The sequence below is a fragment of the Fervidicella metallireducens AeB genome (assembly GCF_000601455.1).
GTDB classification, from domain to species: Bacteria; Bacillota; Clostridia; order Clostridiales; family Caloramatoraceae; genus Fervidicella; species Fervidicella metallireducens.
Genome location: NZ_AZQP01000016.1, coordinates 1 through 15422, shown reverse-complemented (window position 1 = coordinate 15422; position 15422 = coordinate 1). Strand labels below are relative to the sequence as shown.

At 31.0% G+C, this 15422-nt stretch carries 14 protein-coding genes; 7 read left to right on the top strand and 7 right to left on the bottom strand.

Going from position 1 to position 15422, the window contains the following annotated elements; genetic code table 11:
- Nucleotide 1: 1 nt before the first annotated feature.
- The 7 genes from mnmG to rpmH form a co-directional block, all read right to left on the bottom strand.
- Entirely contained in the window at nt 2-1882 is a 1881-nt protein-coding gene (gene mnmG / locus Q428_RS06450) for a tRNA uridine-5-carboxymethylaminomethyl(34) synthesis enzyme MnmG (RefSeq protein ID WP_035379289.1), read from the bottom strand.
- Between the two features lie 13 nt (nt 1883-1895).
- Nucleotides 1896-3278, bottom strand: coding sequence for a tRNA uridine-5-carboxymethylaminomethyl(34) synthesis GTPase MnmE (gene mnmE, locus Q428_RS06445; RefSeq protein ID WP_035379287.1), 1383 nt, complete (start codon nt 3276-3278; stop codon nt 1896-1898).
- 249 nt (nt 3279-3527) lie between these two features.
- The gene (jag, locus tag Q428_RS06440; RefSeq protein WP_035379284.1) at nt 3528-4154 is read right to left on the bottom strand and encodes an RNA-binding cell elongation regulator Jag/EloR; all 627 of its coding nucleotides are present in this window, start codon (nt 4152-4154) and stop codon (nt 3528-3530) included.
- 13 nt (nt 4155-4167) lie between these two features.
- Nucleotides 4168-4848, bottom strand: coding sequence for a membrane protein insertase YidC (gene yidC / locus Q428_RS06435; protein WP_035379282.1), 681 nt, complete (start codon nt 4846-4848; stop codon nt 4168-4170).
- A gap of 16 nt (nt 4849-4864) precedes the next feature.
- Nucleotides 4865-5074 (bottom strand): membrane protein insertion efficiency factor YidD, encoded by a 210-nt coding sequence (gene yidD, locus Q428_RS06430; RefSeq protein ID WP_035379280.1) that lies wholly within the window; start codon nt 5072-5074, stop codon nt 4865-4867.
- A gap of 2 nt (nt 5075-5076) precedes the next feature.
- Nucleotides 5077-5421 (bottom strand): ribonuclease P protein component, encoded by a 345-nt coding sequence (gene rnpA, locus Q428_RS06425; RefSeq protein WP_035379278.1) that lies wholly within the window; start codon nt 5419-5421, stop codon nt 5077-5079.
- A gap of 60 nt (nt 5422-5481) precedes the next feature.
- On the bottom strand, nt 5482-5616 hold the full coding sequence (gene rpmH / locus Q428_RS06420; protein WP_035379276.1) for a 50S ribosomal protein L34: 135 nt from the start codon (nt 5614-5616) through the stop codon (nt 5482-5484).
- Nucleotides 5617-6178: 562 nt separating this feature from the next.
- Between rpmH and dnaA the strand changes: the two genes are divergently transcribed.
- From dnaA to gyrA, 7 genes are all read left to right on the top strand, one after another.
- Entirely contained in the window at nt 6179-7579 is a 1401-nt protein-coding gene (dnaA, locus tag Q428_RS06415; RefSeq protein WP_051515012.1) for a chromosomal replication initiator protein DnaA, read from the top strand.
- 220 nt (nt 7580-7799) lie between these two features.
- Entirely contained in the window at nt 7800-8903 is a 1104-nt protein-coding gene (gene dnaN, locus Q428_RS06410) for a DNA polymerase III subunit beta (protein ID WP_035379275.1), read from the top strand.
- A gap of 56 nt (nt 8904-8959) precedes the next feature.
- A complete protein-coding gene (locus Q428_RS06405; protein WP_035379273.1) occupies nt 8960-9169 on the top strand; it encodes an RNA-binding S4 domain-containing protein in 210 nt (69 codons plus the stop codon).
- A gap of 11 nt (nt 9170-9180) precedes the next feature.
- Nucleotides 9181-10320 (top strand): DNA replication/repair protein RecF, encoded by a 1140-nt coding sequence (recF, locus tag Q428_RS06400; protein ID WP_035379271.1) that lies wholly within the window; start codon nt 9181-9183, stop codon nt 10318-10320.
- Nucleotides 10321-10369: 49 nt separating this feature from the next.
- The gene (remB, locus tag Q428_RS06395) at nt 10370-10627 is read left to right on the top strand and encodes an extracellular matrix regulator RemB (protein WP_035379270.1); all 258 of its coding nucleotides are present in this window, start codon (nt 10370-10372) and stop codon (nt 10625-10627) included.
- Nucleotides 10628-10648: 21 nt separating this feature from the next.
- Nucleotides 10649-12550, top strand: coding sequence for a DNA topoisomerase (ATP-hydrolyzing) subunit B (gene gyrB / locus Q428_RS06390; RefSeq protein ID WP_035379269.1), 1902 nt, complete (start codon nt 10649-10651; stop codon nt 12548-12550).
- Between the two features lie 28 nt (nt 12551-12578).
- Nucleotides 12579-15032, top strand: coding sequence for a DNA gyrase subunit A (gene gyrA, locus Q428_RS06385; RefSeq protein WP_035379268.1), 2454 nt, complete (start codon nt 12579-12581; stop codon nt 15030-15032).
- Nucleotides 15033-15422 lie beyond the last annotated feature (390 nt).

Below are 15422 nucleotides of genomic sequence, written 5' to 3'. Positions count from 1 at the left end.
TTTACTCTCCTTTTTTTCTTCGAAGCTGCTCAAGATGTATTAAAAGAACTGATATATCTGCAGGTGAAACACCAGATATCCTTGATGCCTGGCCAATATTATCCGGCTTAATTTGTGATAATTTTTGCTTTGCTTCTAATCTTAAGCCATTAATTTCGTTGTAATCTAAATCCTTAGGTATCTTTCTTTCTTCCATCTTCTTAAACTGTCTTACCTGCTGCAGCTGTTTTTCTATGTATCCCTCATATTTAATTTCAATTTCAACAGCTTCACATATTTCTCTTCTTAGTGGTTTTCTTTCCTTATCTATTTCAGCTAAAATAAAATATCCTAGTTCAGGTCTTTTAATTAATTCATAAAGGGTTATTCCACTTTTAATCTCAGCACTATTGTTTTTTTCTAGAAATGCTAAAACTTCCTCTGTTGGAGACACTCTTGTTGTCTTCATTCTTTCTATTTCTTTTTCTATAGTTTCCCTTTTTTCCAAATATCTTTTGTATCTTTCTTCTGTAACTAATCCAATTTCATAACCCCTAGGTGTAAGTCTGGCATCTGCATTATCTTGTCTTAGTAATAATCTATACTCAGATCTTGAAGTCATCATTCTGTAAGGTTCATTAGTTCCCTTTGTAACTAGATCATCAATTAAAACTCCAATATACGCATCTGATCTATCTAAAATAAATGGTTCTTTGTTTTTACATTTTAGTGCAGCATTAATTCCTGCTATTATTCCCTGAGCAGCTGCTTCTTCATATCCTGAACTTCCATTTATTTGTCCTGCGAAGAATAATCCCTGTATTTTTTTTAGTTCTAAGCTGCGATCAAGCTGAGTAGGATCTATGCAATCGTATTCGATTGCATATGCAGTCCTTGATATCTCACAATTTTCTAATCCAATCATAGATCTATACATCTTTATCTGCACATCTTCCGGCAAAGAACTAGACATACCTTGAATGTACATTTCCTCAGTATCTTCACCTTCAGGCTCAACAAATATCTGATGCTTTTCTTTATCAGGAAACCTCATCACTTTATCCTCTATTGAAGGACAATATCTTGGTCCGATCCCTTCTATTACACCAGTGTAAAGTGGTGATCTATGCATATTTTCCTGTATTATTTTTTTCGTTTCCTCTGTTGTGTATGTTAAATAGCATGGTATCTGTTCTCTTTCTATATTGTCTGACATAAATGAAAATGGAGTTACAACTTCATCCCCTGGCTGAATTACCATTTTACTAAAATCAATAGTTCTTCTGTTTATTCTTGCTGGAGTTCCTGTTTTAAACCTTCTTAATGCAACTCCTAAATCAAGGAGACTTTTGGATAATTCATTTGCAGGAAATAAGCCATTAGGACCTCCGCTATAATTCACTTCTCCAATTATTATTCTGCTCCTTAAATATGTCCCTGTAGTTATAACAGCTGCTTTACATTCATAGTAGGCTCCATTTCTTGTTTTTAAACCTACAATCTTATTCTCCTTTACATCTAATTCAACAACTTCATCTTCTTTTATCGTTACATTTTCTTCCAATTCTAGTGTGTGTTTCATAGTAAACTGATATTTCTTTTTATCAGCTTGAGCTCTTAAAGAATGCACTGCTGGACCCTTAGCAGTATTAAGCATTCTTGACTGAATGTAAGTTTTATCAATGTTTATACCCATCTGTCCACCTAGGGCATCAACTTCCCTTACTAAATGTCCCTTTGCTGTTCCCCCTATCGCAGGATTACATGGCATAAGGGCAATACTGTCAAGATTTAGTGTTATTAAAAGTGTTTTACAACCCATTCTTGCTGCCGCAAGAACAGCCTCACATCCTGCATGGCCTGCTCCTACAACAATTACATCATAAGTACCTGCATTATACATATCTTTCCTCCAATCATTTTCCTATACAAAATTCAGTAAATATTTTATCTATTATGTCGTCAGCAACCGTATCCCCTGTTATCTCACCAAGCTTTAAATATGCATCTTTTAAATCTATTGATGCACAATCTATAGGAAAACCTGATGATAATGTTTCTATTCCCTTGTTTATACTTTCTAAAGCTTTTGTTAAAATATCCTTATGTCTTACATTTGTTATATAAACATCCTTTACAGTAACATCACCTTTAAAGAAAAGTTCAACAATCTTATCTTCTATCTGTTCTACACCTTCTTCAGTATTAACAGATGTATATATTATTGGATGATTTATTAAATTATTTTTTATATAATCCATGTCTATTACCATTGGCAAGTCAGATTTATTGATTACAACAATAACCCTTTTATTTTCTAACATTTTTATTATTTCTTTATCTTCATTATCCAGTTCTCTGCTTCCATCAAGCATAAAAATGATTAGATCAGCAATATCAATATACTCTTTACTTTTCTCAACTCCGATTTTTTCAACTAAATCCTCAGTTTTTCTGATCCCTGCAGTATCAACTATTTTTACAGGAATACCCTTTATGTTTATATATTCCTCGATTACATCTCTAGTGGTCCCAGGTATATCTGTTACTATTGCCCTTGCCTCTTCAAGTAAAGCATTAAGCAATGATGATTTTCCAACGTTAGGTTTACCAACTATAGCTGTATTCAAACCTTCCCTTAGTAATTTTCCTGTTTCAGCATTCTTAATTAAACCTTCTATTTCAGTTACAATCTCTTTACCATCATTTATTACACTTTTTGAAACAACATCTTCTATGTCATCCTCAGGAAAATCTACCGCAGCTTCAATATGAGCAAGCATTTTTAACAGTTTATCCATAAGATGCTTTATCTTTGTTGATAATTTTCCCTTTGTCTGTTCTAGTGCAATTTTCATGCTTTCATCTGTCTTAGCCCTGATTAAATCTATTACTGCCTCTGCCTGGGATAGATCTATTCGTCCATTTAAAAAAGCTCTTTTTGTAAACTCCCCTGGCTCTGCTAGTCTTGCACCATTGTTTAGTAAAGTAGCAAGTATTCTTTTAACTGCTACCATTCCACCATGGCAGTTAATTTCCACAACATCTTCCCTTGTATATGTATTTGGTGCTTTCATATAACTTACTATAACTTCGTCTATTATTTCATCAGTTTCAGGATTAACAATATGACCATACCTTAGTGTGTAACTTTTCATATTCATAGTATCTTTATTTTTATAGCTTCTAAATACCTTATTTAAAATATTTAATGAGTCTTCTCCTGTCATTCTTACTATTCCAATTCCGCCTTCACCTATTGCCGTTGAAATCGCCGCTATTGTGTCGTCAATTATCATTTCATCCACCTCTTAATATATATCATTCCAAAAAAAACAAACTTATTTCATTTTAGATCAATTCTTTTCATCAATATGTATTGACTTAATATTTTTTATGAAATATGTTTATATGCAGATATTTAACTATTTCATTATACCAAAAAAGTGTCAAAACAACTAATTAATCCAAGTTATTAAAATACTTTTAATATTTAGCAATGTACCATATAAAAAAGCCTGTAAAAATACAGGCTTTAAGGCAAATTTTCATATCCTAGGTTCAACTACAACTTTTCTAAATGGTTCCTCTCCCTCACTATGAGTTTTGACATTTGGATTATTCTGAAGTGCAGCATGAATTATTCTTCTCTCATATGGGTTCATGGGTTCTAATGTAATACTCTTATTATATCTTTTTACCTTATAGGCTAACCTATCTGCTAATCTTATAAGTGTTTCTTCTCTCTTTTTTCTATAGTTTTCTGTATCTAAAATTACCTTCTTGTATTCATTTTCTTTGTTATTTTTATTTACAACAAGGCTTAGAAGATACTGAAGTGAATCTAAGGTTTCTCCCCTGTAGCCTATTAGAATTCCCATCCTAGGTCCTACAAGGTTTACCTTTAAGGTATCATCCTCATCCTTTATATGAATCTCACACTTAATTTTCATTTTATCTAATACTTCTCTTAAAAAATTTCTTGCAATAGATTCATAGTCATCTTTTAATTGAATTTTTACCTTGGCTGGTTTAAATCCAAAACGACCAAATATCCCCTTACTACCTTGTTCTATAACTTCAATTTCAACTTTATCCCTTGTGGTTCCCAATTCTTTTAGACCATTTTCTATTGCTTCTTCTATTGACTTACCCATAACTTCTATTGTTTTCACAGGTTACACCACCTTACTCAGCAAGCTTAGCCTCTTCCTTGTGCTTAATCTTATTTATAATGAAATATTGAATAAGCACTTGAATGAGATTACTTATTATCCAATATAAAACAAGAGCTGCCTTAAACTTATAACTCATATAGATAAAAAATACCGACATAAATATATTCATTTGTTTCTGGGTTTTAGCTGATGGATCATCTCCCTTTGGAGACATCATTACACCAGATAAATATGTAGTTAAACCTGATAGAATAGGAAGTACAAAAGTTTTATCAGGCTCTCCTAAACTTTTCATCCATAAAAAACCAACATCATTAAATCCTGAATAACCATATATTACCCAATACATTGCAATAAACACTGGCATCTGCACCAGCAATGGAAGACAGCCAGCAAGAGGATTAACTCCCATTTCTTTATATAATGCCATTTGTTTTTGTTGCAATGTTTGAGGATCATTTTTATATTTTTCTTGAAGTTTCTTCATCTCAGGCTGAATCTTGCTCATCATAACAGTAGATCTTGTTTGCTTAATGGTAAGTGGAAGTAAAATCAGTTTTATCAATGCAGTAAAAATGAAGATATCGAAGAAATATGCCAAGCTAAGATTTCCTGTACCTATTAAACTGGTTACTCCACTATGTATTAGATTAAATAAATTAGTTAGCGGTTTTAATAAAAAATTATTCAAATTTTAACCCTCCTTATTATGGCACTGGGTCGTACCCCCCAGGATGAAAGGGGTGACATTTTAATATACGCCTAATAGCCAAAAAACTTCCTTTGATGGCTCCATATTTTTCTATAGCATCAATAGCATACTGTGAGCATGTTGGTATAAACCTGCATGAAGGTGGTTTCATAGGTGATATATATTTTCTATATATCTTTATTAAAATTATTAAAAATTTTTTCAAAATTATTCACCTTCTTTTAATAAACCACCTTTTTTCATCAAATTTATCTGTGATTTTAAAATTTCGTGATAATTAGATTTTGAACACCTTGCCCTAGCAACAAAGATTAAGTCATATCCCCTTCTATATTTTTCTTTATTAGTTCTATAACTCTCCCTTATAAGCCTCTTTACTCTGTTCCTAGTAACACTATTTCCAACCTTTTTACTTACAGATATACCTATTCTATTGATATTCTTATTGTTTTTAAATATGTATAACACCAATAATGAATCACTAATTGATTTGCCACGATTATATATGTACCTAAACTGCGAATTTTTCTTTATCTTTTCATCGCTTTTCATCTATTTTCCCCTTCTTGATAAAAGGATAAAATTGCAGAAAAAGGCCACTAAAGCGGCCTCTTATGCTGTCAATCTCTTTCTTCCTTTTCTTCTTCTTCTTTGAAGAACAAGTCTTCCTCCACGAGTCTTCATTCTCTTTCTGAATCCATGTTCCTTTTTTCTTTGTCTTTTCTTTGGCTGATATGTTCTTAGCACGAGACTGCACCTCCTTTTACATATATATGACAATATCTTATCATCTCAATATTAATAAATAAACGTACTATAAAGATTATATAGTTATGTATTAAAACTGTCAAGAAATAGATACGATTACTTATATTGTTGATATTTTTATCCACATATATGTTTTTTGTGGATAAGTGTTGCTTGTGGATTAATTATTTGATAATATATTTATGCTATGTGAATAACTTGTTTTTATCTTTTATATTTTTTGAGGATTAAAGTCAACTTATACACAATTGTGGATAAGCTTGTGTATAAGTTGTTAAATTTATTTTTGTTTTTTATTTGAATAATTGATTTTCTTTGATTTTTTTCTTGTTTATTTTGTTAATATGGATTTGTTGATAAAAAATAATTTTCTTTTTTACCATATAAATTATTAACATAATAACATTACTGTGAATAATTTTATCAACTATTTTAGTTTATTATTCATTATTTTTTAATCTTGTTGATAACTTTGTTGACAATTAAATTTTGAACTAATAAAATTTTTTTATTTTATATTTTACGAATAGGAGGAAATTTTATGGGGAACCAGATTACCGACTTGTGGGAGAAAACCCTTAACATAATAAAGGCGGAATTAACTGAAGTTGGTTTTAATACATGGATTAAATGTATTGAACCAATAAGAATTTCTCAAGATACAATTATACTTGCGGTTCCTAATGATTTTACCAAGGGAATATTAGAAGCTCGATATAAAGATTTAATTGGAAATGCAATTAAGTTAGTCTCATCTAAAAAGTATGATATAAAATTTCTTCTTCCATCTGATGATGAAATGCATAATAACAATGAAACTTCTAATAAAATTGAGAAAAAAGAAAATAATACTGAAAAAAAATCTAACGATGAGCTGACTACATCAACTTTAAATCCAAAATATACCTTTGATACTTTTGTTATTGGTAATAGTAATAGATTTGCCCATGCTGCATCCTTAGCCGTTGCTGAAACTCCTGCCAGGGCATATAATCCTTTATTTATATATGGTGGAGTTGGACTTGGAAAGACGCATCTTATGCATGCAATAGGGCATTATATACTCAGTGGTAATCCCAGTGCACGAGTTGTTTATGTTTCATCAGAAAAATTTACAAATGAATTAATAAACTCAATTAAAGATGATAAAAACGTGGAATTCAGAAATAAATACAGAAATGTAGATGTACTATTGGTTGACGATATACAGTTTATAGCTGGTAAAGAAAGAACTCAGGAAGAATTTTTCCATACTTTTAATGCTCTGCACGAAGCTAATAAACAAATAATTATATCAAGTGATAGACCGCCAAAGGAAATACCAACTTTAGAAGATAGATTAAGATCAAGATTTGAATGGGGATTAATTGCTGATATTCAGCCACCGGATTACGAAACAAGAATTGCCATACTAAAGAAAAAGGCAGATGTTGAAAATCTAAATATTCCTAATGAAGTCATGGTATATATCGCAAATAAAATTCAATCAAATATAAGAGAATTAGAAGGTGCTCTGATTAGAATTGTTGCATATTCTTCATTGGCAAATAGAGAAATCAGCGTTGATTTAGCCTCAGAGGCTTTAAAAGATATAATTTCAAAAAAGAATTCTAAGCAGATAACAATTGATTTGATTCAAGACGTTGTATCTAGCTACTACAATCTAAGAATTGAAGATTTTAAATCTAAAAGAAGGACTAAGAATGTTGCTTTTCCGAGACAGATTGCTATGTATCTTGCCAGAAAACTTACAGACCTTTCATTACCAAAAATAGGTGAGGAGTTCGGTGGAAGAGATCATACAACAGTTATACATGCTTATGAAAAAATTTCAGCAGATCTAGAAAATGATGAAAGTTTAAAGCAAACAATAGATGAAATAACAAAAAAATTCAGCAAAAATAATCCACAGATGTGTATTTTTTATTTTAATAACATGTAGATAATTTTTTTACGAATTTTTTGTTGAATATTGTGGATAACTTGTACCAAAAATCAGACAACTTATCCACAATTATTTTTATTGAAGAATATTGATTTTTTCATGGCTGTATGGGTTATCAACAAATTCACAGCCCCTACTACTATTACTACTAAAAAACTATTTATTTATCTCTTATATATATATTAATTTTCCTATGTGGATAAAAGGAGGATCTGATATGTGGTTTACTTGTGAAAAGGACGTTCTGCAAGAGGCAATTAATATTGTTCAAAAAGCTGCATCAAATAAAACTACATTTCCAATTTTGGAAGGGATTTTGATTACTGTTGAAAAGGATAGAGTTATACTTTCAGCAACAGATTTAGATCTTGGTATTGAAACTTATGTAAATGCGGATATTCATCAGGTTGGTTCAGTTGTTTTAAATTCAAAGATTTTAGGTGAATTTATAAGAAAACTTCCAAATGATGTTATTACAGTAAAAAAAGAAAATAATGATGTTTATATTACTTGCTTAAAATCTGAGTTTGTTCTTGTTGGAAATAATCCAGAAGAATTTCCAAAACTTCCTGTAATTAATGAAAATACAATGTACGAGATTTCACAAGATTTATTACGTAATTTTATTAAACAAACAATTTTTGCTGTGGCTACGGATGAAACTAGACCTATTCTAACAGGAGTTTTGTTTGAAGTTAGGAATGAAGTTTTAAGTTTTGTTGCACTTGATGGTTATAGATTAGCTTTGAAATCATATGAAATTGGAAATAAGGATAATATAAGCGCTGTAATTCCTGGGAAAACATTAATAGAGATATCAAAAATACTAGAACCAATAAATGAACCAGTAAAAATTACATTCACTCCTAATCATATTTTATTTAATCTAGGAGATACAAAAATAATATCAAGATTACTTGATGGAGAATTCATTAATTACAGACAAATAATTCCAGATGAATATAGGATGAAGGTGAAGGTAAAAACTAATGAATTGATGGAGAGTATTGAGCGTGCATCATTACTTGCAAGGGAAGGAAAGACAAATTTAATAAAATTTGAAATAAAAGAAGATAAAATGGTGATAACGTCTAATTCACAAATGGGTAAAGTTTATGAAGAAGTTAATATAGAGCTTGAAGGAGAAGGTTTGAAAATTGCCTTTAATTCAAAATATTTTCTAGATGTATTGAGAATAATAGATTCTGAAGAGATATATCTTGAATTTTCAAGTAATGTAAGTCCTTGTTTAGTAAAAAAGGTTGATTCTAAGGACTATATTTACTTAGTACTACCAGTAAGACTTGTTGATACCGTATAACCACCTGATACAGGTGGTTTTGTAACGATTGTACTAATACAGATAGGAGGTATCTTATGGATAAAATTCAAATTAATACGGAATTTATTAAGCTGGACCAATTTTTAAAGTGGGCAGGTATTGCGGACACGGGTACTATAGCTAAATTGATAATTAATAATGGTGATGTTAAAGTTAATGGTGAAGTTGTTCTTCAAAGGGGTAAAAAGCTTTACAAAGGAAATATAGTTGAAGTTGCTGATGTTGGAATTTTTGAAGTCGTGTAGAGGATAAAAATATGCATGTAAAAAACCTTGAACTTAAAAATTATAGAAATTATTCAAGTTTAAGTTTAAATTTAAACAAGGGATTAAATATATTTGTTGGTGAAAATGCTCAGGGAAAAACGAATATAGTTGAATCAATATATTATTTAAGTGGTGTTAAATCACATAGAACAAGCAGAGATTCTGAATTAATAAAATGGGATAAAGATAGGGCTTATATAAAAGCTGATGTTGTTAAAGCTATCTCAGATTATACAATGGAGTTTCTTTTAAGTAATGAGGAAAAGAAGGCTATTAAAGTCAATGGAATAAGAATTAATAAAATATCTGAAGTATTAGGAACGGTAAATGTTGTAATATTTTCTCCTGAGGATTTAAAATTGGTTAAAGAAGGTCCGGCTTTCAGAAGGAAATTTATTGATAATGAGTTGAATCAAATCAGACCTAAATATCATCATGCACTTTTACAGTATAATCGTGTGCTTATGCAGAGAAATAATCTTTTGAAATCAATAAAGTTTTCACCTTCAAATAGAATAACAGCAGAGGTTTTCAGTGAACAATTAGCTGAATACGGTAGTTTTCTCTGTGACGCTAGAAATGAATTTATTAAAAAATTATCTTTAATTGCTAGACTTATTCATAGAAAAATTACCAATGGTAAAGAAGAGCTGGAAATAATATACGATTGTAGTATTGGTAAATATAAAAATAAACAGGAGACTAAGAAATGGCTGTTAAAATACTATATTGAAGAAATGGATACTGATATTGAAAGAGGTGTAACCCTGAAAGGGCCACATAGGGATGATTTAATAATAAAAATTAATGGATTTGATACAAAAATTTACGGTTCACAGGGTCAGCAGAGAACTGCAGCGTTATCATTAAAACTATCTGAAATTGAAATAATTAAGTCTGAGGTTTCTGAATATCCGATACTAATACTTGATGATGTGATGTCTGAATTAGACTTAAACAGACAAAAATTTCTTCTAGAATCATTAAAAGATGTTCAGACTATTCTAACATGTACAAGCTTAAATGATATAAATGCTTTTCATTTTGATAACAAGGATGTTTTTATTGTAAAAAACGGAAATATTTCAAAATTAAAGGATATTAATAATAATGAAATATACAATTCATAAACAAAAGGTTATAATTTATTTATGTGAATGATAAAGGGAGGAATTTTGTGTGTTTTTGCATTTGGGAGAAAATGTTGTTATTCCACTTAAAGAGGTTATAGCTATTTTCGATATAAATTCTACAACTAGCATAGATACAAGACAATTTCTAAAGACAGCTGAGGAAGAGGGGTTTATTAAAAGAATTACTAAAGATGAGCCAAAATCTTTTGTGGTTACTGAAAGAGAAAAGAAAAGTATAATATATCTTTCACCCATATCCTCTGTAACTTTGTCTAAAAGAAGTGGTTTTGTAGATGAACTGTAAGTGGTAGAGAGGAGGATTTAAATGACAAATAATAATAACTATGAAGCAGAGCAAATACAGGTCTTAGAAGGCCTTGAAGCTGTTAGAAAAAGACCAGGTATGTATATAGGGAGTACAGGACTTAAGGGGCTTCATCATCTTGTTTACGAAATAGTTGATAATGCTATTGATGAGGCACTTGCAGGTTTTTGTAAGAATATTGATGTTATAATTCATGAAGATAACTCTATTACTGTAGTTGATGATGGTAGAGGTATTCCAGTTGGTTTGCATCCGAAATTGAATAAACCAGCAGTTGAAGTTGTTTACACTGTGCTGCATGCAGGTGGAAAGTTCGGCGGTGGAGGATATAAGGTATCTGGGGGTCTTCATGGTGTTGGTGCATCAGTTGTAAATGCACTTTCAGAGTGGCTTGAAGTTAAAGTAAAAAGAGATGGTCATATTCATATGCAAAGATATGAAAGGGGTAAGGTAATAGCTCCACTGACTATAATAGGAGATACAAAAGATACAGGTACAATTGTTACATTTAAACCTGATTATCAGATATTTGAAACGTTAGTGTATGAATTTGAAGTGCTTTCTCAAAGATTAAGAGAGCTTGCCTTTTTGAACAAAGGTATTAGAATAACTTTAAGTGATGAAAGAGATGGAAAAAAAGATGTATATCATTATGAAGGTGGTATATTAGAGTTTGTTAAATATCTTAATAGAAACAAAGAGGTACTTCATCCAGAACCAATTTATATAGAAGGATATAAGGATGATACTTTAGTTGAAATTTCTCTTCAGTATAATGATGGTTATAGTGAAGGTATTTTTTCTTTTGCCAATAACATTGATACAACTGAAGGTGGTACGCATGTTGTTGGTTTTAAAACAGCTCTAACAAGAGTTGTTAATGATTATGCAAGAAAATACGGATTTTTAAAGGAAAATGATAAAAATTTAGCCGGAGAAGATACAAGAGAAGGTTTAACTGCTGTAATTTCAGTTAAAGTTACTAATCCTCAATTTGAAGGTCAGACTAAAACAAAGCTAGGAAATACAGAGGTTAGAAGTATAGTAGATGTTATAGTTGGTGATAAAGTAGCATCATTCCTTGAAGAAAATCCTCATGTTTCAAAAATTATAGTTGATAAGTGCTTAACTGCGGCAAGAGCAAGGGAAGCTGCAAGAAAAGCAAGAGAACTTACAAGAAGAAAGAGTGTTCTTGAAAGCATGTCTCTTCCAGGTAAACTTGCAGATTGTTCAGAAAAGGATGCTAAACTTTGTGAAATATATCTTGTTGAGGGAGACTCTGCAGGAGGATCAGCAAAACAAGGAAGGGATAGAAGGTTTCAAGCTATTTTACCCCTTAGAGGTAAAATAATGAACGTTGAAAAGCAAAGATTAGATAAGATACTTGCTTATCAAGAAATAAGAGCCATGATAACTGCCTTTGGTGCGGGGATTGATGAAGAATTTGATGTTAGCAAGATTAGATATGATAAAATAATAATAATGACCGATGCTGATGTTGATGGTGCACATATAAGAACACTTATACTTACATTCTTCTTTAGGTATATGAAGCCATTAATTGAAGAGGGACATGTATATATAGCCCAGCCACCTCTTTATAAGATTTCAAAGGGTAAGGCTATATATTATGCATATTCAGATAAAGAGCTAGAAGCTAAGTTAAATGAAATTGGAAGAGATAATGTTTCTATACAAAGATATAAAGGGCTAGGAGAAATGAACCCAGAGCAGTTATGGGAAACAACTATGAATCCAGAAACAAGAACGTTACTTCAGGTTACAATCGAAGATGCTATTGCAGCAGATGAGATTTTTACCGTTCTTATGGGTGATAAGGTTGAACCTAGACGTGAATTTATACAGGAAAATGCTAAAAAGGTGCAAAACTTAGACATATAGTTCTAAAAAGTACGAATGAGGTGAACATATGGATGAAAGAAACGGTACAATTTTAAATGTTGACATTAAAGATGAAATGAAAAGATGTTATATAGATTATGCTATGAGTGTTATTGTTGGTCGTGCTCTTCCAGATGTACGAGATGGTTTAAAGCCTGTACACAGAAGAATTCTATATTCAATGCATGAATTAGGAATACACCCAGATAAACAACATAGAAAAAGTGCCAGAATCGTCGGGGATGTACTAGGTAAATATCATCCACATGGTGATTCTGCTGTTTATGATGCTATGGTAAGATTAGCACAGGATTTTTCCACGAGATATCCTTTAGTTGATGGACATGGAAATTTTGGTTCAGTTGATGGCGATGGTGCAGCTGCAATGCGTTATACAGAAGCAAGACTTTCTAAAATTGCCATGGAAATGATGAGAGACATAAATAAGAACACAATAGATTATGTTGATAACTTTGATGGAACTGAAAAAGAGCCATCAGTTTTACCTTCAAGATACCCAAATCTTTTGGTAAATGGTTCATCGGGGATAGCTGTTGGTATGGCAACTAACATACCACCACATAACTTAGGTGAGATAATAGAGGGAACAATAAGACTAATAGATAATCCAGATATCACCATAAAAGAATTAATGGGTGTAATTAAAGGACCTGATTTTCCAACAGCAGGAAATATATTAGGAACATCAGGTATCAGACAGGCTTACGAAACAGGTAGGGGAAGGGTAATAGTAAGAGCAGAGGCAACAATTGAAGAAGAAAGAGGAAAAAACAGAATAGTAGTAACAGAGCTTCCATACCAAGTTAATAAAGCAAAATTAATAGAGAGTATCGCTGAGCTTGTTAAAGATAAAAAAATAGAAGGAATTTCAGATCTTAGAGATGAATCAGATAGACAAGGTATGAGAATCGTCATTGAGCTGAAAAGGGATGCTAATGCAAACATAGTTCTAAACTTGCTATATAAACATACCAAAATGCAGGATACCTTTGGAATAATAAATCTGGCACTTGTTGATGGAGAGCCTAAAATATTAAATCTAAAGGAAATATTGTATCATTATGTTGAATTTCAAAAAGAAGTCATAAGAAGAAGAACACAATATGATTTAGACAAGGCTGAAGCAAGGGCCCATATTTTAGAAGGATTAAGGATTGCTCTTGATCATATAGATGAAGTAATTGCATTAATCAGAGCATCTAAAAATACAGATGAAGCAAGAAACGGGCTGATGGTTAAGTTTGGCTTATCAGAGAAACAAGCTCAGGCTATTCTGGATATGAGACTTAACAGACTTACAGGATTAGAGAGAGAAAAGTTAGAGAGTGAATATGTAGAACTTATTAAGCTGATAAATTACTTAAAGGAAGTACTTGCAAACGAACACCTAGTTCTTCAAATAATAAAGGATGAATTAACTGAGATAAAAACAAAATATAGTGATACAAGAAGAACAAGAATTACAAATAACAACGATGAAATAGATATAGAGGATTTAATACAAGAAGAAGAAGTTGCGGTAACTATAACACATGCTGGATATATTAAAAGAATACCAAGTGACACTTATAAGAGTCAAAAAAGAGGTGGAAAGGGAATACAAGGACTTTCAACGAGGGAAGATGATTTTGTTGAAAACTTATTTAATACCTCAACACATAATAATATTATATTTTTCACTAATTTTGGAAGAGCATACAAACTAAAAGCTTATGAAATACCTGAAGCTGGAAGAACTGCAAGGGGAACAAATATAGTAAACATTCTACCGTTAAACCCTAATGAAAAAATACAGACTGTAATTACAATAAAAGAATTCAATGATGACCAATATCTTGTTTTTGCTACAAAGAATGGTCAAATTAAAAAAACAAAGCTAAGTGAATTTAGTTCCATGAGAAAATCTGGAATAAATGCAATTAATTTAAAAACTGAAGATGAATTGATGTGTGTTAAATTAACAGATGGAAATCAAAAAATTGTAATAGTAACTAAGAATGGCTACTCAATAACTTTTGATGAAAATGATGTAAGACCAATGGGAAGAACAGCCGCAGGGGTTAAGGCTATTACTTTAAGAGAAGGCGATGTTGCTGTAAGTATGGAAGTTGTTGATGATGATTCAGAATTACTTGTTGTAAGTGAGAACGGATTTGGAAAAAGAACAAGTTTTTCTGAATATAGTGTGCAAGGTCGTGGAGGTAAAGGAATAATTACTTACAAGGTTACTAAAAAAACTGGTAGTATAGTTGGTGCGAAAGCAGTTAAAGATGATGATGAAATAATGCTAATAAACAGCAACGGAATAATAATAAGGTTACAAGTAAAAGATATTTCATGTACCGGAAGAAATGCTATGGGTGTAACATTAATGAAATCAGGTGAAAATGATAGAATAGTCTCTGTATCAAAAATAAATTGTAATGATGAAGATACAGAGAAAACGGATATGGAGGAATAAAAAATACTCTGATAGGTATTAAAATTTATATTAAATAAGCAAGGTAATTAATAAAAAACTCACTGGTTAATAGACAAATTACTTGGAAGTTCTGTACTTTGTTTTATTGGAAACAAAGATTTTTTGAAAGATTATTTAGTCTAGGTATTTCAAAAATTCTATTGTTATCGGAATAAAATAAGGGAAGGACTTCCTCTGTTTTTTTGTATATGATTTAGAAATTCAGGGTTATATAAGTGTTGTAAAAATAAATAAAATAAATTGTTGACAATAAAAAGTTAAGATGGTATTATAATTAAGCGTCGTGAGTTCACGACAAATAAAATTTTAAATAAGTGTTGACACAAAAAAAGATGTGTGATAAAATACTTATTGTCGTCAAGATAAATT

Bases quoted from the DNA above. Each gene is read 5' to 3' on its own strand.
- mnmG (WP_035379289.1), bottom strand. From the start codon at position 1,882: ATGTATAATGCAGGTACTTATGATGTAATTGTTGTAGGAGCAGGCCAT.
- mnmE (WP_035379287.1), bottom strand. From the start codon at position 3,278: ATGATAATTGACGACACAATAGCGGCGATTTCAACGGCAATAGGTGAA.
- rnpA (WP_035379278.1), bottom strand. From the start codon at position 5,421: ATGAAAAGCGATGAAAAGATAAAGAAAAATTCGCAGTTTAGGTACATA.
- dnaA (WP_051515012.1), top strand. From the start codon at position 6,179: ATGGGGAACCAGATTACCGACTTGTGGGAGAAAACCCTTAACATAATA.
- dnaN (WP_035379275.1), top strand. From the start codon at position 7,800: ATGTGGTTTACTTGTGAAAAGGACGTTCTGCAAGAGGCAATTAATATT.
- Q428_RS06405 (WP_035379273.1), top strand. From the start codon at position 8,960: ATGGATAAAATTCAAATTAATACGGAATTTATTAAGCTGGACCAATTT.
- recF (WP_035379271.1), top strand. From the start codon at position 9,181: ATGCATGTAAAAAACCTTGAACTTAAAAATTATAGAAATTATTCAAGT.
- gyrB (WP_035379269.1), top strand. From the start codon at position 10,649: ATGACAAATAATAATAACTATGAAGCAGAGCAAATACAGGTCTTAGAA.
- gyrA (WP_035379268.1), top strand. From the start codon at position 12,579: ATGGATGAAAGAAACGGTACAATTTTAAATGTTGACATTAAAGATGAA.